This window comes from Streptomyces sp. NPDC030799 (assembly GCF_055572255.1).
Genome location: NZ_JBVIDS010000005.1, coordinates 468,709 through 485,678, shown reverse-complemented (window position 1 = coordinate 485,678; position 16,970 = coordinate 468,709). Strand labels below are relative to the sequence as shown.

Here is a 16,970-nt window from a genome sequence, read left to right as displayed (position 1 = left end):
CGACCGGGCCTGGCGGCGGCAATTCCCTACGGGGAATGGCCTGGGACCCTCCGCCACCATTACAACAGGCTTGTGAACTTCCCCCGTGCGCTTCGCGAATGTCGTACCCGCCGTCATCTCAGCCAGCTCGATCTGGCACTGCGGGCAGGCACCACCCAGCGGTACCTCAGTTTCATCGAATCCGGCAGGTCGGTCCCCGGCCGGAACATGGTCGTGCGCCTGGCCGAGTCGCTGGAACTGCCGCTGCGGGAGCGCAACGAACTGCTGCTGGCTGCCGGGTATGCGCCGGCCTACCCGGAGAGCTCACTCGACGATCCGGTGCTGGCCCCCGTGCGCACGGCAATCGACCACATCCTGCGCGGGCATCTTCCTTATCCGGCGTTGGTTGTGGACCGGTGCGGTGACCTGATCGCTGCGAACACCGCATTCGACCTGATCACCGAGGGTGCGGCCCCCGAGCTGGTGGGCCCGGGCACGAACATCTACCGCCTTGCGCTGCATCCCGACGGCCTGGCTCCCCGCATCCGCAACCTCGCAGAATGGGCGCGACACATCCTGGCACGCCTCGGCCATCTGGAGGAGTTGCGCGCTGAGCTCACCGAATACGTTCCCGAGCTGGAGCCGTCCGCCGGACTACTGGGCTTTGCAGTTCCGCTCTGCCTGCAGTCCTCCTACGGTGAGCTACGCCTGATGACGACCGTGACGACCTTCGCCACCGCCGTGGACGTGACGCTTGCCGAGCTCAAGCTGGAGGCGTTCCTGCCGACAGATCCGGCGACAGCCGAGGCACTCTCGGCCGCCGCCAGACCAATGGCTTGTGCTGCCGTGCGTCAGGCCCCCGGGAACATGTAGTCGGCCTTGATCCGGCCGTCGTCGTCGAGTACGAGAATTTCCAAGCCCCCACCCACAACGTCGCCGGTTTCGGTGGACACCGCCTCCCAGCCGAACTTGACCACGCCCTGGAGGTGTACCGCATCGGCGCGTGCCCGGAAGGTGAATCCCTCTTTCTCGACGAACCGCTCGTAGCTTCGCGCCACTCGGGTCTCGATGGCGTCGTACCCCTGAGCCTCCAGAGTCGTGTGGCCGAAGCCAAGTTCCGCAGCGATCTCCCGAATCTCCGCGGGTGGCTGCAGGATATGGGTGGCGTCCTCGGTCCACAGCCGCTCGATGGCCGCGCGGCGTTGGGCGGCGTCCGGCACTGTCCACTGAGCCATGTAGCGGTCAGCCAGGTGCTGCGGGTCGATCTCGATCATGTGCATCTCCTTGCCAGGCAGGTCGCTTCGGACCAGATCCTGCGGCGCGTGGCCGAGACCGGCAATTCCCCATGGGGAATGGGCTTTCAAGTTCAAAAAACCACTGCGGTCGTGGCAGCCACCTTTTTGATTGCAAGCCTGGCTTTGTCGAGTAGTAGTGGGCTCTGGCACAGGTCTCGGGGGTCCCTTACGGCGAGTGATATTGCCGTTCGATTCGGAGGAGTGGCAGAGCGGCCGGCGGGAGTCAGGGGTGCCCCGGTGTGGGGTGCGACCGGCTCCTGCTGCCGCACGTGGCAGCCGGGCCTGGCGCTCGCCGCCGTGCCCGCGCCCCGGGCCGATCCGGTTCCGCCCAGCCCATCAGGGCGGTGACATAGGCATCCAGCCGCTCCTCGACGGCTCGCGTCGTCAGCTCTGTCCGCCCTGCCTCCCGCCATGACTGCGCCACCTGCCGCACTACTTGTGAGCACGCCGGCCCGTCCCGCACTGCGATCCACTCCCCGTGGCGGTGGCGGTCGCTGTCCGGGGGCCGGATGGCGGCGTTCGTGCTTGGCGATGCTGCGCGACGACCAGCCCCTCCTCGACCTCGCCGGCGGCGACGGCGTGCCCGAGTCGCCCTGACCGACCAGAACGGCAAGCTGATCCGGATCTCCGCCGCCCGGCCCGGACGGCCCCACGACGCCACCGCCCGCCGTGACAAGATCGTCGAACACCTGAAGGCGGCCGGCTTCAGCGCGCTCGCCGACCTCGGCTTCCTCTGCGTCGACAAACCCGAGAACCCCGACGACCAGGTCACCGTCACCCGCTACGAGGCCACCCGGACCCGCACGTTCACTGCGGGCCAGAAGCAGGCCAACCACGTCCCGGCCGCCGGACGCACGCCCGCCGGACACGGCTTCGCCCATCTGAAGAGCCGGCGGTTCCTCACCAAGCTCCGCACCGGCCCCCGCCGCGCCACACAGCTCCCGCACGCCCTGCCCGTCCCGACCAACCTCGAATGCACCCGACAGCTGACGATCAAGACGAAGTACCCTCGTCACAGGCACAGTGGCGAGATTCATCGGGCCGATAGGGTGACTTGATCATTCCGAGTGAAAGGCCACGACGTCACAGTGACCGAGTCCCGCCCCCACGCCCTGTTCTCCTTCGGCACGCTGCTGGACCCGCGAGTTCAGACTGCTCTCTTCGGTCGCATTGTGCCCACGACCGCGGCATCACTGGCCGGTCATACGACCAGACCCCTGGCGATCACCGACGAGTCCGTGATTGCCACCAGCGGCCACGACGTGCACCTCACCCTGGAACGCAAGCTCGGCGGCACGGTCGAGGGCGCCATCCTGCGCCTGACCGACCAGGAGCTGGCCGCAGCCGACGACTACGAGGTGGACGACTACGCCCGGCGGCGGGTGCTCCTCACCTCGGGAGAGACGGCCTGGGCTTACCTGGACGCGAGGCCGCTGCGCTCTGCGGCGCGAATCGTGATCGTCGGCGACAGCATTCCCTACGGACGCTGCGACCCCCAGGGAGGCTGGGCCGCACACTTGGCGGCAACACACATCGCGGCGAACGAGACCGAGCACCGAGTCTTCAACCTTGCCATCCCCGGCAGCACCCTGGCGGATGTCGCCGAGCAGACACCGCCGCTCCTGCCTCCCCGCCACCCCGACACGCTCATCGTGGCCGCCGGGATCAACGACTCCGCCGTGCCGCTTGCCGCGTCGGACACCGCCCGTGACAGCCTGCCACACATCACCGACCACCTCGACTCGCTGGCCGCGACCGCCCACCGACACAACGCCCGCATGGTCATCGTCGGACCGGCCTGGCTCGACCAGACACAGCTCGGCGATTTCGAAGGCTTGCGCTTCACCACAGCACGGGCACTCAAGCTGCGTGCCACACTGCTGACCTGGTGCGAGGACAACCACATCGACTACCTCGACATGTGGGAGCCGCTCCGCGACCAACCCCACCTGCTCGTTGACGGCCTGCACCCCAACCCGGAAGGGCACAAGGAACTCTTCCGGCATCTCAGCGCCCTCAACTGCTGACCACGGAGCCTGGTGAACCGTAACGCGGGGGAACTGGTGAAGTCGCCCCCCGTCAGCGGGATGGCGTCGTACCCCGTGGTGCCGATGGCGTGCTACGGGCCGTGAGCGCCTCGGGCGTGACCATCCAGCGGTCGGCCACACCGCGCTCTGCCTAACAACGGTGCGCTCCCGTACTGGAATAGCGACGCCCGGGCCCTGCCCGAAACCACCCAGCACACCGTCCTCCTGGCCCGGGCCGCCTACGCGGTGTACGACTCGCTCGGCCTCCAGCGCGCCGGGGTCCGCTGCATCGCGCTGCGCGCCGACGCCCTTCGACCAGGCCGCCCGGCAGCTCACCCTCGACGCCGGCGACGACAAACCCCTCACGATCGAAGCCGCCGCCGATCGCGCCCGCGCCCGCTACGGGCGCCAGGTGCTCTACCCCGCCGCCCTCGCCATAGCTCCCGATCCTCGTCAGCCCGCCATGTGGACCCGAGCGATCGCCCAGAGGGCTCCCGTGAACGTCGTGCGACATAAGCGCGACAGCGGCAGGCGAGTGGCCCCTGCCCTGGAACGACGATGGTTTAGGACGGATATCGGGATCTGCTCGTCCCGGACGACAGCGGACGGCCGGCACGAGAGCAAATCGCCGGCTGATCCATGTCTTCCACGCAATCGCGGACGAGCACCGCACTCGCGAGGACTACCTCCAGGTCGCCGACAGCGTGCTCGAGGTCCTCACCCGGCGCAGGCTGCTCAGGCCAGCGGCAGCTGACCGAGCGCTCGACCGCGATCGGCCTGCACCCTTCAGAACAGCGGCCACGTCCGGCCCCCTCGTGAAGACAGGGCCGTCAGGCAGTGGGCGGCGGTGGAAGTGTCCGCGCCGGCGGCGAACTGCCACCAGAACTGTGCGGCCTCATGCCGGTCGGCGAGGTACAGCAGACAGGAAAATGCCAGAGCGCCGCCGAGTTCGATGGTGGCCCGGTCGTCGACCAGCAGGGCCATCGCAGCGATCGCAGCCGGATCGCGGACGACATGCGAGCACGGGGCCTGCAGTTCGTGTGCGGCCCGCTCATGCAGGGCTGCCGGCACCGCACAGCGAATGCCGTCCGAGGCACGGCCGGCCGCGCCGTTGGCCGTACGGATCCATCGGGCACGGTCTTCCAGGTCGTTGGCGCTGCCCCACACCACGCGACGGGCGACCCGCTTCAGCACAGCGCGCTCGTCGAAGTCCGCGTACTCATCCGCCAACACCTCGGCGTCGGCCAGCACCTCATCAATACGCGCGCCTGGTACTCCCCCGGCTCATCCTTCCCCTCTTCCATCTCTTCCGCTGCCCAGTGGATCCCCAGATCGAGGGACAGACGCCGCCGCGCTCCGCGCAGGAGACTTCGGACCGTCCCGTAGAGATGCCCATCAGCTCCGCCACCCGCCGCATCGGGTGACCATGCATGAAACGCAGCAGAGTTGCGTCGCACTGACGCTCCGGCAGCCGGCCGATCGCCGCGTACAGTCCCAACTTGGACTCTGCCCAGTCCGGTTCCCGGCGCCCCAGAAGAACGGGCCAGCTGTCGGCGTGACTGTGATGTCCCAGCCGAGCTCGCGGAGCCGTCTTTCCAGCTCTGCCGGCTCATACGGAACTTTCACGATTCGGTAGGCCGTCCCATCGGGGATGCGCCGCTGGATGGTGGACGATGCCGGGCCCTCGACGAGCTCCTCTGGCGTTCGGTAGTGGTCATCGACGAAGAACACCCGGCCCTGCGGTGCGAGGGCAGTCGTCACCAGAGACCAGAAGGACTCGAACCGGCTGGCCGGCACGTGCGAGAGCCAGCACCCCATGAAGACGACGTCATAACGGCGGTCAGGTTCCCAGGCGAACAGGTCAGCCTCGACGAATCTCACCTGGGCACCGTCAGAGACGCGGTTCGCGGCGATCGCGAGCATTTCCTGGGACGCATCGACGGCAGTGACGTCGCTGGCGTGGCGGAGCAGCTGAGGGGTCCAGGTGCCGGGACCACAGGCCAGTTCCAGCACACTGCCCGCCGGCCGGAACGCGTCGAGCGCCTCGGCCAGCTCACCGCCGCCGGGAAGATCGAGGAGCTGGTCAAGGTAGTCCGGGGCAAGGGCACTGTAGTAGGCACGCTGTTGGGACAGGAGCCGTTCCTGAGCTGATCCGGTGTTCATAGCGCCACTGTGGGACATGCCCCAGAGGCACGGTCAACCTCAGAGGGAGTGGCTAGGTGTACGTGGCGATGACGTTGCCGACGCCGTCGAGGAGTCGAGCCGCTGGTGGGAGATTCCCCGCGGGTCGCGTGCGGTGGCTGCATGCGTCAGGACGGAAGGTGCTTGAGGGTGAACTCGGGCTCAGCGTAGGGGCCGGCCTGGGGTGCGGTCGGGTCGGCTGGTAGGTCCTCGGAGACGTCCACAGCGTGGGCTTCGGCGTTGTCGACGGGGACGTAGGCAAGTTCCGTAACGTCGGGGAGCTTCCAGAAGCGGCGGGTGTTGGCGGAGACGGCGTACGCCGTGGCGAAGCGGGTGCAGGACGGTGCAGCCAGCGCGGCCCGGATGTAGCCGACGGCGTCGCGCGGGCTCAGCCAGGTCGCCAGGTGCCGGGGTTCGGTAGGTGTGGGCTCGAAGCTGCCAATGCGCAGGCAGATCACCGAGAGACCGAACTTGTCGGCGTACAACTGCCCGAGGGCCTCGACGGCCACCTTGCTCACCCCGTAGAGGCCGTCCGGGCGTGCCGGCTCCTGTGGTCCGGTGAGATGTCCGGCGGGGTAGAAGCCTGTGACACGGTTGCTGCTCGCCAGCACTACTCGCTCGATTCCCGTACGCCGCGCTGCCTCCAGAACGTGGTGCGTGCCCAGCACGTTGGCTTCGAGCAGGTCCGGGAGAGGGGCCTCGTCAGGCACGCCGCCCAAGTGGAGCACGCGGTCGGCTCCCGCGAGGGCCGACTCCACGGCGGCGGCGTCCCTCAGGTCCACGATGTGCACGTCTTCGTTCTCGGCCTGCGGGCGGAGCGGTACGCGGTCGAGCAGGATCAGTCGGGTCGCCTCGTGCCTCAGTGCCTCCCTCACCACAGAACCGATGGTGCCGGCCGCCCCTGTTACCGCCACTGCTCCCAGACTCACAGCACTCCCCCTGGTTTCGATGCCCCTCGCATTTTCGCGCACGTTGATCCACTCATCAAGGCGGTGGGGAACTGAGCGAGCGAGGCTGGGGATCTCCTGAGCGAGAAGTGGGGATTTTCCATTCCCAGGAACGTCAACAAGCTCATTCCGCTGCTCAGCGCGCGGTACCGCCGCTAGGCGCTTGCTCCCGGGCGTGTGGCGGAGGCGGCTGCAACGGCCGTAACCAGCGGGTCGCGGGCCGGGCGGCCAAGAAGATCCGTGAGGTCGGGAGCGGTGCCGTCCAGGAAGCCGTGCCGGATGCCCGTGGCGATCGAGGCAAGCATGGGCGGCTGGAACGCCAGGAGGCCCGGCGTTGCGTCGAGGAGCCTGCGCCGGTATTCGCCCAGACCGATGGCGCGGTGCGGGACCCCGAGCCGGTCGGCCACCTGACCCGCCGTGATCGGCGTGCCGACGAGGTCATAGATGTGCCCGCTGCGTCCTGCCGGACTCGCCGCAACGATCGCCGCGGCATCGGCGAGATCCTCCCGCGCGACCGCCGCCAGGGCGCCGTCCCCGAACGCGGACTCGATGCCATCGTCGGCCCACATCAGCAGGCCGCCGAAGAGTTCGGCGTACAGACCGTTGCGCAGGATCGTCCACGGCAAACCGCTCGCCCGCACCAGGTGCTCGGTGGCACGGTGCGCAAGCGCGAAACCGAGATGGTCGCCGGCCGTGGTCAGGCTCGTGTAGACGACATGGCGGACGCCATCGCGGACGGCAGCGTCCAGGACCGCCGCATGCCGCCCAACGACCTGGTCATCCTCGGCATAACCGGCGGAGATCAGCAGCAGGGTCGACACCCCGGCGAGATCGAGGCTCACGTGGTCGTCGAAGTCGAGATGCCGCATCCCCTCGCCCGGCGTGCGGCTGCCGCCCGTCGCAGCGACGCCGCGGGCGCGCAGCGCCGCCAGAGTCGCCGAGCCGAGATTCCCGTTTGCTCCGGTCACCAAGATCATGTCAATCGCAGTCTTCCGTCGTGGTTCTCGTCGATAACTACGCTTGATCCTTGATCGCACGCCCACCAGCCACAAGAAGGCAGTTTGATGTCACTCACGCACACCGGGGTAACCGCCCCCGCCGACCTCGACCCCTGCGGACGAGAGGACCACCCCGACTGCGGCATCCGCGACGTCCTGGACCGCATCGGCGACAAGTGGTCGGTGCTTGTGATCGTTGAACTTGCGAGCGGGCCGCGTCGGTTCCGTGAACTGCAGCGCGCCATCGCCGGCATCTCCCAGCGCATGCTCACCCTCACCGTCCGCAGGCTTGAACGGGACGGTCTCGTGCTGCGCACCGTGTACCCGACCGTCCCGGCCCAGGTCGACTACCGTCTGACCGAGACCGGGGCCGGCCTGACCCACCTCGTCAAGGCACTCGCCGACTGGTCGCTCGCCCACCGTGCCGTAATCGCCGAGGCGCGGCGCACATACGACCAGACTCACCCTGACCATGACATCCGGTGACGAGGACCGCTGTCACCACCGACGACGGCCTCGTCCTCTCGCGAGCACGATCCGCTCCAGATTCCAGCCACATGCCACGCCTGTTGCTTGTCGTGCTTGCCATGTCTGTCCCAGGCAGCCACGATGCCCATGACCCGGGTATTTGGCTGGGGCCCGTATTGGGTGTCGCCGTCGGCGCCTGCTGCGGCAGTTGGAGCAAGACCGCCAGGCTCTGCGCGATCACCTGGTAGAGGTGATCCTGCAAGCGACTCTCGTCAGCTCACTGATCGGAGTCTTGACCAGTGTCGCTCGCCTTGGGGGGCCTTGGGTCGACGGTGTCTCACTGTCGGCCCAAGGCCTTCTACTGGTCCCGTTCGGTCTTCTCGTCCGGTTCGACCAGCTCGCGCTCGCGCATGCGACGCTCGGTGAACTCGCGCATGCTCTCGCCTGCGGATGGTTCACCCGCGCGCGGCTGCTGCCGCCCTGAGGCCCCCGCCTTCATCCTCTCGATCTGCTCACGCAGCCGGGCCGCGCGAGCTCTTCTCTCCTTTTCGTCTGCTTCGCCCATGGCAGACCTCCCGTTCCAGGGATGGCGTACTACCCATTTTCCTCCTCGCCCCCCTCCCACATAGCCTCGACGATCTTGCCTGCCTTCAGGGCCTCGATCTGGTCCCGCCAGCCCTGCGCCCGCGAGGCGGTGGTCTCCTTGATCTGCGCGGTCAGTGTCCGGGCGTCGGCGAACTTGAGGGACTGCGGTCCAGCCTGGGCGATGCGGCGAGCCGTCTCCGTTTTGGCATCGATGGCGGACCGGATACTCCCGCTTCGGTTCGTCATGCGCCCCAGCTTGCGGAATACGGGCTTGGACGTGCCGAACCAGACCTGCTGCCACCAGAGATTGGTCGTGCGGTCGAGCCAGCTGATATACCCGCCCTCGCGGATCGAACGAGGCTCCTTGATATTACCCCCGAAGCTGTACCGGACACCGTCGGCCGTCACCGGATCGTAGAAGTGCGGCGTGATGAAGTCAGAGACGAGGAATCCGTTCACGGTGTACCCGAACTGCGGGTCCTCCGGGGGATCGGCCACCTCGACCAGAAATTCGACCACTCCTTGGTCCGGCTTGGGAGAGTGGCCCGCCATCAGTCTGTTGCCGGCCGGATCGGCCAGCATTTCGAGAATCTCGTGACTCGCCGTGAGCGACCAGCTGTCGCTGTACTGGACCAGGGCGAACGGTTGTCCGTGCTCATCGAGGTGGATCCCGTCGACACCGGCTGGCTCATGGATGTCGTCGGCAACAATGACCGGCCAGTACCCGACGGGGACGTCCTCCAGCCGCTCGAACGCGTCCACGGTCGCGGAGACGTTCCAGAGTGGGCCGAAGTCACGGGTGACCTGCTTCTGCAGCGCGGCCGTCACACGGCTGAGCTGCGCGGCGGTGATCTGGTTGGTTTCGGATACAAGAGCGACCTGGGCCAGCAACATCGAACTCGCCTCTTTCCTTTCCGTACCGATGCGATGGTCCGCTCGCATGGGAGAGCGGTCCGCAAGCGGGCGACCGGCACTTTCTGCTCGCCGAAGGCGCCGAGCAAGTAAGACCGTATGTTTGATGTGTGGCATATGCCCGCTGATTCGCCTTTGTGGGTGATATGTTCAGCACTCAACTTGAGTGATACTGCCGGTCGGGCGTTGGACTCAGCTGAGACGGCGGTTCAGAGAGCGGTCGAAGGACATGGGGGCGAGGCGGTACCGCCTGATGCTCGACGAACTTGGTTCCCGCGGTGAGCGGGGCTGGTCCCGCTGCGCCATCGACTGTGTGAAGGCGCGAGCCCGGGAGAGGGGAACTGGCGAGATCGACTCTCGCAAGGTCAGCCGCCTGGATGCGTAAGGCGTCGCGCTCCTCATTGAACATGCGAGCCCACACGAGCTGTCCGGCCGGATGCTTCAGAAGAACTAGGATTGCCAGGGTGACGGCACGAACCAGTGACATCGGGAAGGCGGCCGGTGTGCTGCGCGCCGGGGGCCTGGTGGCCTTCCCGACCGAGACCGTCTACGGTCTGGGCGCCAACGCCGAGGACTCCGCCGCTGTCTCGCGCATCTTCCAGGTCAAAGGGCGTCCGCCTTCCCACCCGCTGATCGTCCACATCGGCGGCGCGGAGCACCTGGATGACTGGGTCGAGGACGTGTCGGCGACGGCGCGCCTGCTGGCCGAACGCTTCTGGCCGGGGCCGCTCACGCTGGTCCTGCGGCGCGGGCCCCGGGTTCCTCTCGAAGCGACGGGTGGACTGGAGACGGTGGCTGTGCGCGTGCCCGACCACCCCGTCGCCCTTGCGCTGCTCTCGGCCTTCGGGGGTGGTGTCACGGCCCCGTCCGCCAACCGCTTCGGCTCGGTCAGCCCGACGACGGCGGAGCACGTCTGCGCGGAGCTCAGTGATGCCGTCGACTTCGTGCTGGACGGCGGTCCCTGCGAGGTCGGGGTCGAGTCGACGATCGTCGACGCCACGGGCGAGATCCCGAGCATCCTGCGGCCCGGCGGTGTGACGCGCGAGGACCTCGAAGCGGTGCTGGGGCGCCCGCTCGCGGTCCCCTCGACGAGCCGCATTCGGGTGCCGGGCCAGCATCCGTCCCACTACGCGCCGCGGGCACGGGTCGTTCTGGTCGAGCCGGAGAAGGTCGTCGCCGAAGCGAAGCTCGCGCAGGAGCTGGGGCACCGGGTAGGCGTCTTTCTTCCCCCCTCCTTCGCCGAGGCTGCGGTGAAGGCGCACGCCGTGGTGGCAGTCCCGCCTTTGATGGCCGCCTACGCACGCGGGCTGTACGGGTTCCTGCGCGAATTCGACCAGCAGGGGTGCGATCTCATCATCGCGTCCTTGCCGGAGGAGGAAGGCCTGGGACTGGCGATCGCCAACCGGCTCCGCCGCGCCGCAGGACCCCGGATCTCCGGGTGACCGGCACCGACGCCGTTACGTGTCTCGCCCGGCCGCTCACCGGATGCGGCGCCCCGGTGAGCGACCGCCTGCCTGATCCACAGGACCCCTGCCTTTGATCCCTACAGGGCCGAGGCGATGGGCATGTCCAGGCCACGTGCCGCGACGAGGCGCGCGGTCCCGTCGGCCAGGCTGTAGCACAGGCCCACCACAGCGGCCTGCCCGGCGGCGACCCGCTCGGCCAGGAGACGGGAGCGGTCCAGCAGCAGGTCGACGGTGTGCCCTATGTGCTCCGTGAGGATCTCGTCGGCACTCACGCGTCCGGCGGCCCTCGCCGCCAGCACGCTGGGGGTGACGCGCTCGACGACGTCCCGGATGTAGCCGGCCGGTGTCATGCCGTCCTCCAGCGCGGCACACGCCGCGCCGACCGCCCCGCACGAGTCGTGGCCGAGAACCACGACCAGGGGGCAGTCCAGCACGTCGACGCCGAACTCGATACTGCCGATCACTTCCGGGCCCATGACGTGGCCGGCGGTGCGCACCACGAAGAGATCCCCCAGACCGCGATCGAAGATGATCTCGGCGGCCAGGCGGGAGTCGGAGCACCCGAACAGCACCGCGAACGGGCGCTGGGAGGGAGCGACCTCGGTGCGGCGGGTGGCGTCCTGGTTCGGGTGCTCCGGCGCACCAGTGACGAACCGCTGGTTACCTGCCAGCAGCAGCTCGAAGGCTTCACGGGGAGTTGCGGCCTGGATCTCTGTCATGGCCGCAGGGTACGGCCAGCCCACCAGACACGCGCGCCCGGGTCCACGATCGATGGCTTCTGTGCCTCCGTGGCCGACACACCGAGACGCCGGGCGATGTCCCCCTCGGTGCGCCTCCTCAGTGCGCTACGCAACTGTCCGTCACACAACAGCCCGCCCGCACCGACTGGCCATGCGTAAGCCTCTTCCCACGCCCCTGTCACACACCGCCAACGACACCGCTGCAGGGCAGGGGTGTACGCCACAGGAGTGGATCTCCCGAGCGACGGGTGCATACACACGGCGCCGAACCCAGCCGGGCAGGGGCAGGCCACCACACAACCAGGCGGGTCCGATCACGGCGTACGCCCGATGGGCGCACTCCGCGCGCGCCGCCCTTCCGCGCCCGTGCCTGGTGCTCGGCACGGACCTGGTGATCGCTGACGCCAACCCGGCCTTCTGCGAGGTGACCGGACGGAGCCGGGCCGAGCTGCTCGGGCAGTACCTCTTCGGCGCCTTCCCGGACAACCCCGCCGACCCGGAGGCCGACGGGGTGGAGACGCTGAAGGCCTCACTGCACCGTGTCCTGTCCTCCGGCCTGACCGATCACATGGCGTTGCAGAAGTACGACATCCCGGTCCCCGGCAACCCCGAGGTCTTCAAGGAGCGGTGGTGGACCGCGATCAACGTGACCGACGTCGTCCGCTCCCGCCGTACGGCGCACCTGCCGTCGGTCAGTCCCGGGCGGGAAGCGGCCATGGAAGCCGAGCTGCAGTTCCTCGTTCAGATGCTGCAGTTGCCGCGCCCGCCGCCCGTCCTGCTGCACCCGGACGGCTCCTGCGATCTGCTCGGCCAGGCCACCGACCCACCGCTGGGGGCCCGCCCCGAACACGTCCCCCGCCCCAGGCCAACGCGACCTACACGCCCGGCGACACTCTCATCCTCTACACCGACGGCCTGATCGAACGCCGCGATGAGGACATGGACGCCGGCCTCACCCGCCTGACCTCCACGCTCACCACCTGCACCGAGTTCGGCGCGGAGCACCTCGCCGACGCCCTCCTCACCCGCTTCGGCGTCGCCAGCGGCGCAGGCGACGACATCGCCATCGTCGTCGTCCGCCTGGACCGAACGACCCGACCGTACTGATCAGGCCCGGTTCGGCCATGGAGGAAGGCGGCTGGCTTGGTGCGGTCGCATGGCGGCTCTGCCAGTCCGCCCCGTCAACACAGCCGAGAGCGGCAGGGCTTTGTCACGATGCCCGTTATGCAGCAGTTGCCGATCCCTTGCCCCGCTCATCTCATTCCGGACGCCACCGGCACCGATGCTTTCCACGCCGCGTACCGGCAGGCCATGGCGCAGCACGCCGTATTCGTCGTCATCGAATCCGAAAGACGTCAGGTGTGGACGGTCAAAGCGGACACGCTCGCCGTCGGCTCCGGCCACGCCCTCGACGACGCGGTGAACGAGGCGGTCCGGGCCGCGATCACCCGCCTGGTCCAGAACCGTGAGGCCGAATGGGACGCCTTCACGGGCCCGGTGTACTTCATGATGCACGGCGTGCGCAGCGAAGAACGGGCCCGCGAACTCGCCGCCGCCTTGCACGCCGCCCTGTACGGAAACCTTCAGCCGTTGACCCGCACGGTGCCCGGTGCTGACGTGTACGAGTAGCTGATTCGATCCGCCCTCCTGCTCGCTGCGGACTGCTGCCAGTCCGGGAATGAACCCGATCTTTGGTGTCCGAGCTGGTCAGCGAAGCGGTGCGGTATGGCGGTGGCGTGACGGGTTTCGGGATGTGGGCCGGAGCGGGCACGGGGACCGTCACGGTGGAGGATGAGAACGACCGGGACTACGGCATCTGCCGCTCCCGGTGCTGGCGGGAGTGAGCGGCCCGCCCGTCGCCTCGGACGGGCCCCCGAAACCGGGTGGTGGAGTCGGGGGTCGTCAGACACAAGTGCCGCGGGGGACGTGCGCATGCCCCCCGGTACAACGCGCCCGCCGTCGCGGGGTCACGCAGCTGCGCCCACCGGCAACCGCCGGGCCTGGAAGTATGCGACGGGCGTTGCCGGATAGGCTCGACGGCAACTCTTTGAGGTCCCCGGGCGAAACAGTTGGGCGGGCGCTGTGGAAGATCTTCCCTCGGTCGAGACGGCCGTCTCGGTCCACTGCCTGGTGGCGAAGGTGCGCGGGGTCATGGACCACGTCTCGCAGCTTGAACTGCGCGGGCAGCTGACGCAGGTTATAGATCGTGCGGAACGGGCCGTCGTGCTGGACCTGTCGGATGTGTCGTTCTGCGACTCGGCGGGGCTGAACGTGCTGCTGGGAGCTCGTCGTGAGGCGGAGAGAGCTGCGGTGATGCTGGTTCTGGCCTGCGTGCCGATCAAGCTGCGCCGGGTCCTGGAAATGACCGGAGCCGATCAGGTCCTACGGGTCTTTGCCACCATCGATGACGCTGAGGCCGCCCTGAGCAGCTAATGGCTCCGTCGCTCTGGCAGCGCATGATGCCGTCCTGGCTGCCCCACGCGCTCCCGACCGGCGCGCGTCAGTGCGTGATCATCGCCCTGTTCACCCCGGCGGTCCTGATCACACTCACCGCGGCGGTGCCGGCGCTGCTGGTCCTGCCGTTCCTGCCGGACGGGACAGGCCGCACCGTACAACTCCTCACGGCGCACTCGGCAGCGTGCCGCATACGACGTTGTCCAGCAGAGCGGTGGACAACGCCACCTCGTCGCGCCGCTGGGACAGCCGCAAGCCGAACACCTCCCGTGTCTCGCACTGTGGGGGTGTGAACGCCTGGTCCGCTTCCATGACCAGGAAGCGGCCGTTCTTCTTCTTGCTGAGCGTCGCAACGGTGCCGGGAGCGTAACCGGGGGCGATGACGCCGTCGCAGACCACGCGGGACAACAGCTCGGCGAGTTCGGTGTCGACCGGGTGCGACACGGCGGCGAAGTCGCCGTAGGAGGAATTCGGATCGGCGTCGCGGGCACGCAGGTATGCGCTGGTGAGCGCACCGACACTGTCGCGGTCGATGCCGTAGAGCTCGGCGGTGACGTCATCGACGGGGCCGGCCACGGCCGCTCCGGCGGGCGAGACGTGTTTGAAGGAGACAGCGGCCGGCCGGTTCAGGACCCTGCTTGCCTCCAGCACCAGCTGCCAACTGTTGAGTGCGTCCAGCATGTTGATGTAGGACGGGTTGCCCTGCAACAGCCGGACCGGCCATCGGCCGAGCTGCACCGGCGCGGTAGTCGCCGCCGCCTGCTGCGGGTTGATCCCATAGCGCAGATCCACGTCATAGCCTCCTGTGTCAGCGGGACATCACTGACGCAGGCGCCCAGGCGGTCGACGCTCACGCGGGAAAACGGCCGCTCCCCGGTGGTTCTCCACCTTCGCCAGTCGCGACCGGACACGATGCTATCTGCACGAGCGAGTACATAGTTTCGCCGGTCATGCCGTCAGTGCCAGCGGACGCCCGCCCCACCAGATGCCCTTCTCGCTACGGATGCGGACGCGCTCCTTACGTTGGGCGGCAAGGACGTCGGGATGGTGGGCGTTGGCGTTGCGCCAGCGCAGGTATCGGTGCAGTTCACGGGTCTGGACGGTGTGGTTGGGATGGTTCGAGTTGGCCAGGATGCGTTGGTCGGGGTGAAGCACAGCTCCACCTTGTTCTTCCGGGCCCCACTGGCGGATCTTGGCGCCCTTGTGGACACGCGGTCAAGGAAGCGGTCCAGGACGCGCTCGATCCGGTCCAGCTTGGCGTCGCGGTCGGGGTCAGTGGACTCCTTCCAGGTCTTGGTCCGCTGGAAGGTGACGCCGCATCGGGCGAGCAGGCAGCGCAGGGCCTCGCGACCGATGCGGATCACCCGACAGGAGATGCAGCTTCCCGATCACAAAGAAGTCGCCGTCGTCCAGCTCCAGGACGTCCGGGCAGTTGTTCGCTTCGACGGACCCGCGCTCGGCGGGCGTCGATCCGATGCGGCGCATGAGGCTCTTTACGGTGACACAATCGGTGTTATGAACACCAATACGGACTGGGCCTACCGGGTGTTCGAGCCGCACGGGTCCGAGGGCTGGCGCCCCTACGGCAGCGACCCCGAACAGTGGCACGGCGTGATCACCGCCGCCGACACGGACGAGGGCGCCAAGCACGCCATCGGCCGCATCATCGCCGACCTCATGACCGAGTGGGAGAGGACCGGTCTCCACCACGCGATGCACGTGCGCGTCTTCCTCTGGCACGACGAGGCGAGCGAGATGGAGGATGCGGACTTCGTCGTGGAGGTCCGGCCCCGGTCGGACTTCGGCACAGCGTGACGGATCAGGACGCTCGGCGACCGAAATCCGCGTCGGCGGCAACCCGCCCATGGGCACCGAGACCCTGGATCAAGGGAACCGCAGATACGACCTCTCTGTAACGGAGGTCAGGCGCGCAGTCTTCCGGCAGGGGCACCGGGCATGTCCCGCCGTACTGGCCGGCCCAGGCCCGGAACTTGCCGCGGGCCACTTCTTCGCCTCTCCACCAGCCGTGCTGCACCGGCCGCTCGGAGGTAGTGAGCAGCAGGTGGTAGCGGCCCGGGCTGGTCATGCGAGCCGGATCGCTCTCGCCAGGCCCGGCGGTCGGCGGACGTCGGGGCGGTGGCCGCTACGCCGTGGTATGGCGGCGCCTGCGGACGACGTACACACCGAGCGCGGTGAGGATCAGCAGGCCACCGGACGCGCCGAGCCAGCCGGTGCCGGGGCCCGCGATGACGCTGCGCTTGGCGACCGGACGGCCAGTGACGATCAGCTGGCCGGTCCTCTTCACCCGGCCGTGGTGCGCGACCACGGTGACCGGGCACGTGCCGGGCGTGAGACCGGTGCGAACGGTGACCATGGCGTAGTAGCGCGGGTCGTCGCCGTCCGGGGGCTTGGCGTCACGCCGGGTCCGGGTACGTGTCCTTCCACAGCACGCAGACCCTTCCTCCGGCGCGGATCCGGTAGCCGTGCTCGCGGGCGGTGTCGAGGTCGAACGGCGGGGAGAAGACCGGACCGCGGGCCTTGCCCAGGTAGTCACTGTCACCCGGCCGTGCCGCCCGTACCGTGAGGGATTTCTCGGCGACCCGGCGGCCATCCGGTCCGTACAGGTCGAAGGCGTACATACCGTCCTTCACGTCCGGGCGGAGGCAACCGGGTTGACCGCGCGAGCCGAGGTGGCGCCGATCTCCTCGGCGATCTCCGCCAGCACCGGCTGTGGAATGGAGTCGTCCACGGTCAGTGCGACCAGTGCGTCGCCGCCCTCGGTGATACGGGCCACCTGCATGCCGACGATGTTGATCCCCGCGTCACCAAAAATCCGGCCGATGATGCCCACGATGCCGGGGCCTGATCCCGCCCCGCACATCACTCACACCGGGAACAGCGGAGCGGGGCTTCGGCCA

22 protein-coding genes, 3 pseudogenes and 1 riboswitch are annotated in these 16,970 nt (G+C 68.4%); of the genes and pseudogenes, 11 read left to right on the top strand and 14 right to left on the bottom strand.

What is annotated here, in order from left to right; all coding sequences use genetic code 11:
* Positions 1–72 precede the first annotated feature (72 nt).
* On the top strand, positions 73–852 hold the full coding sequence (locus tag ACZ41I_RS15900; protein WP_468514365.1) for a helix-turn-helix domain-containing protein: 780 nt from the start codon (positions 73–75) through the stop codon (positions 850–852).
* Here ACZ41I_RS15900 and ACZ41I_RS15895 read toward each other — a convergent pair.
* Positions 831–1,253: a hypothetical protein gene (locus ACZ41I_RS15895; RefSeq protein WP_468514364.1), complete on the bottom strand. Its 423-nt coding sequence runs from the start codon at positions 1,251–1,253 to the stop codon at positions 831–833. The genes ACZ41I_RS15900 and ACZ41I_RS15895 overlap by 22 nt on opposite strands.
* 355 nt (positions 1,254–1,608) lie before the next feature.
* Positions 1,609–1,737 (bottom strand): annotated as a pseudogene (locus tag ACZ41I_RS15890) (aminoglycoside phosphotransferase family protein); the annotation flags it as partial.
* 58 nt (positions 1,738–1,795) lie between these two features.
* Between ACZ41I_RS15890 and ACZ41I_RS15885 the strand changes: the two are divergent.
* Both ACZ41I_RS15885 and ACZ41I_RS15880 read left to right on the top strand, forming a co-directional pair.
* Positions 1,796–2,332 carry a hypothetical protein gene (locus ACZ41I_RS15885; RefSeq protein WP_468514363.1) on the top strand — a complete coding sequence of 179 codons (537 nt, stop codon included), beginning with the start codon at positions 1,796–1,798 and terminating at the stop codon, positions 2,330–2,332.
* 30 nt (positions 2,333–2,362) lie between these two features.
* Positions 2,363–3,301 (top strand): GDSL-type esterase/lipase family protein, encoded by a 939-nt coding sequence (locus tag ACZ41I_RS15880; RefSeq protein WP_468514362.1) that lies wholly within the window; start codon positions 2,363–2,365, stop codon positions 3,299–3,301.
* Between the two features lie 786 nt (positions 3,302–4,087).
* Here the strand turns inward: ACZ41I_RS15880 and ACZ41I_RS15875 are convergent.
* The 4 genes from ACZ41I_RS15875 to ACZ41I_RS15860 form a co-directional block, all read right to left on the bottom strand.
* Positions 4,088–4,552 carry a hypothetical protein gene (locus ACZ41I_RS15875; RefSeq protein WP_468514361.1) on the bottom strand — a complete coding sequence of 155 codons (465 nt, stop codon included), beginning with the start codon at positions 4,550–4,552 and terminating at the stop codon, positions 4,088–4,090.
* Between the two features lie 144 nt (positions 4,553–4,696).
* A complete protein-coding gene (locus ACZ41I_RS15870; protein WP_468514360.1) occupies positions 4,697–5,464 on the bottom strand; it encodes a class I SAM-dependent methyltransferase in 768 nt (255 codons plus the stop codon).
* Positions 5,465–5,610: 146 nt separating this feature from the next.
* A complete protein-coding gene (locus ACZ41I_RS15865; RefSeq protein ID WP_468514359.1) occupies positions 5,611–6,360 on the bottom strand; it encodes an NAD-dependent epimerase/dehydratase family protein in 750 nt (249 codons plus the stop codon).
* A gap of 224 nt (positions 6,361–6,584) precedes the next feature.
* A complete protein-coding gene (locus ACZ41I_RS15860) occupies positions 6,585–7,406 on the bottom strand; it encodes an NAD(P)H-binding protein (protein WP_468323014.1) in 822 nt (273 codons plus the stop codon).
* Positions 7,407–7,493: 87 nt separating this feature from the next.
* Here ACZ41I_RS15860 and ACZ41I_RS15855 point away from each other — a divergent pair, with 87 nt between their 5' ends.
* Positions 7,494–7,913: a winged helix-turn-helix transcriptional regulator gene (locus ACZ41I_RS15855; protein ID WP_399768304.1), complete on the top strand. Its 420-nt coding sequence runs from the start codon at positions 7,494–7,496 to the stop codon at positions 7,911–7,913.
* Between the two features lie 340 nt (positions 7,914–8,253).
* Here ACZ41I_RS15855 and ACZ41I_RS15850 read toward each other — a convergent pair whose 3' ends face one another.
* On the bottom strand, positions 8,254–8,460 hold the full coding sequence (locus ACZ41I_RS15850) for a hypothetical protein (protein ID WP_468514358.1): 207 nt from the start codon (positions 8,458–8,460) through the stop codon (positions 8,254–8,256).
* Positions 8,461–8,489: 29 nt separating this feature from the next.
* Positions 8,490–9,374: a hypothetical protein gene (locus tag ACZ41I_RS15845; protein WP_399768299.1), complete on the bottom strand. Its 885-nt coding sequence runs from the start codon at positions 9,372–9,374 to the stop codon at positions 8,490–8,492.
* A 482-nt stretch (positions 9,375–9,856) separates the two neighbouring features.
* Between ACZ41I_RS15845 and ACZ41I_RS15840 the strand changes: the two genes are divergently transcribed.
* On the top strand, positions 9,857–10,834 hold the full coding sequence (locus ACZ41I_RS15840) for an L-threonylcarbamoyladenylate synthase (protein WP_468514357.1): 978 nt from the start codon (positions 9,857–9,859) through the stop codon (positions 10,832–10,834).
* Between the two features lie 101 nt (positions 10,835–10,935).
* Here ACZ41I_RS15840 and ACZ41I_RS15835 read toward each other — a convergent pair whose 3' ends face one another.
* Positions 10,936–11,577 carry a carbonic anhydrase gene (locus ACZ41I_RS15835; RefSeq protein WP_399768291.1) on the bottom strand — a complete coding sequence of 214 codons (642 nt, stop codon included), beginning with the start codon at positions 11,575–11,577 and terminating at the stop codon, positions 10,936–10,938.
* Between the two features lie 412 nt (positions 11,578–11,989).
* Here ACZ41I_RS15835 and ACZ41I_RS15830 point away from each other — a divergent pair, with 412 nt between their 5' ends.
* The 5 genes from ACZ41I_RS15830 (at position 11,990) to ACZ41I_RS15810 (ending at position 14,031) form a co-directional block, all read left to right on the top strand.
* Entirely contained in the window at positions 11,990–12,517 is a 528-nt protein-coding gene (locus ACZ41I_RS15830; RefSeq protein WP_468514356.1) for a hypothetical protein, read from the top strand.
* Complete coding sequence (locus ACZ41I_RS15825; protein WP_468514419.1) at positions 12,496–12,705, top strand: SpoIIE family protein phosphatase; 210 nt, start codon at positions 12,496–12,498, stop codon at positions 12,703–12,705. Before ACZ41I_RS15830 ends, ACZ41I_RS15825 begins: the two co-directional genes overlap by 22 nt.
* A gap of 117 nt (positions 12,706–12,822) precedes the next feature.
* On the top strand, positions 12,823–13,227 hold the full coding sequence (locus ACZ41I_RS15820; protein WP_468514355.1) for a hypothetical protein: 405 nt from the start codon (positions 12,823–12,825) through the stop codon (positions 13,225–13,227).
* A gap of 65 nt (positions 13,228–13,292) precedes the next feature.
* Positions 13,293–13,442 carry a hypothetical protein gene (locus tag ACZ41I_RS15815; protein ID WP_468514354.1) on the top strand — a complete coding sequence of 50 codons (150 nt, stop codon included), beginning with the start codon at positions 13,293–13,295 and terminating at the stop codon, positions 13,440–13,442.
* Positions 13,443–13,680: 238 nt separating this feature from the next.
* Positions 13,681–14,031: an STAS domain-containing protein gene (locus ACZ41I_RS15810; protein WP_399768282.1), complete on the top strand. Its 351-nt coding sequence runs from the start codon at positions 13,681–13,683 to the stop codon at positions 14,029–14,031.
* A gap of 186 nt (positions 14,032–14,217) precedes the next feature.
* Here ACZ41I_RS15810 and ACZ41I_RS15805 read toward each other — a convergent pair whose 3' ends face one another.
* The gene (locus ACZ41I_RS15805) at positions 14,218–14,844 is read right to left on the bottom strand and encodes a hypothetical protein (protein ID WP_468514353.1); all 627 of its coding nucleotides are present in this window, start codon (positions 14,842–14,844) and stop codon (positions 14,218–14,220) included.
* A gap of 34 nt (positions 14,845–14,878) precedes the next feature.
* Positions 14,879–14,963, bottom strand: a riboswitch (ZMP/ZTP riboswitch).
* A 37-nt stretch (positions 14,964–15,000) separates the two neighbouring features.
* A pseudogene (locus ACZ41I_RS15800) lies at positions 15,001–15,419 on the bottom strand (IS630 family transposase); the annotation flags it as partial.
* Positions 15,420–15,567: 148 nt separating this feature from the next.
* On the opposite strand from ACZ41I_RS15800, the gene ACZ41I_RS15795 reads away from it, so the two are divergent.
* Positions 15,568–15,867: a hypothetical protein gene (locus ACZ41I_RS15795; protein WP_399768273.1), complete on the top strand. Its 300-nt coding sequence runs from the start codon at positions 15,568–15,570 to the stop codon at positions 15,865–15,867.
* 328 nt (positions 15,868–16,195) lie between these two features.
* On the opposite strand, the gene ACZ41I_RS15790 is transcribed toward ACZ41I_RS15795, so the two are convergent.
* From ACZ41I_RS15790 to ACZ41I_RS15780, 3 genes and pseudogenes are all read right to left on the bottom strand, one after another.
* The gene (locus ACZ41I_RS15790; protein ID WP_468514352.1) at positions 16,196–16,426 is read right to left on the bottom strand and encodes an LPXTG cell wall anchor domain-containing protein; all 231 of its coding nucleotides are present in this window, start codon (positions 16,424–16,426) and stop codon (positions 16,196–16,198) included.
* A 40-nt stretch (positions 16,427–16,466) separates the two neighbouring features.
* Positions 16,467–16,703 carry a hypothetical protein gene (locus ACZ41I_RS15785; RefSeq protein WP_468514351.1) on the bottom strand — a complete coding sequence of 79 codons (237 nt, stop codon included), beginning with the start codon at positions 16,701–16,703 and terminating at the stop codon, positions 16,467–16,469.
* Positions 16,700–16,912 (bottom strand): annotated as a pseudogene (locus ACZ41I_RS15780) (ACT domain-containing protein); the annotation flags it as partial. The pseudogene ACZ41I_RS15780 and the gene ACZ41I_RS15785, both read right to left, overlap by 4 nt.
* Positions 16,913–16,970 lie beyond the last annotated feature (58 nt).

Excerpts from the sequence above, each read along its gene's own strand:
- ACZ41I_RS15895 (WP_468514364.1), bottom strand. The coding sequence starts at position 1,253 with ATGATCGAGATCGACCCGCAGCACCTGGCTGACCGCTACATGGCTCAG.
- ACZ41I_RS15870 (WP_468514360.1), bottom strand. The coding sequence starts at position 5,464 with ATGAACACCGGATCAGCTCAGGAACGGCTCCTGTCCCAACAGCGTGCC.
- ACZ41I_RS15860 (WP_468323014.1), bottom strand. The coding sequence starts at position 7,406 with ATGATCTTGGTGACCGGAGCAAACGGGAATCTCGGCTCGGCGACTCTG.
- ACZ41I_RS15855 (WP_399768304.1), top strand. The coding sequence starts at position 7,494 with ATGTCACTCACGCACACCGGGGTAACCGCCCCCGCCGACCTCGACCCC.
- ACZ41I_RS15850 (WP_468514358.1), bottom strand. The coding sequence starts at position 8,460 with ATGGGCGAAGCAGACGAAAAGGAGAGAAGAGCTCGCGCGGCCCGGCTG.
- ACZ41I_RS15845 (WP_399768299.1), bottom strand. The coding sequence starts at position 9,374 with ATGTTGCTGGCCCAGGTCGCTCTTGTATCCGAAACCAACCAGATCACC.
- ACZ41I_RS15835 (WP_399768291.1), bottom strand. The coding sequence starts at position 11,577 with ATGACAGAGATCCAGGCCGCAACTCCCCGTGAAGCCTTCGAGCTGCTG.
- ACZ41I_RS15820 (WP_468514355.1), top strand. The coding sequence starts at position 12,823 with ATGCAGCAGTTGCCGATCCCTTGCCCCGCTCATCTCATTCCGGACGCC.
- ACZ41I_RS15795 (WP_399768273.1), top strand. The coding sequence starts at position 15,568 with ATGAACACCAATACGGACTGGGCCTACCGGGTGTTCGAGCCGCACGGG.
- ACZ41I_RS15790 (WP_468514352.1), bottom strand. The coding sequence starts at position 16,426 with ATGGTCACCGTTCGCACCGGTCTCACGCCCGGCACGTGCCCGGTCACC.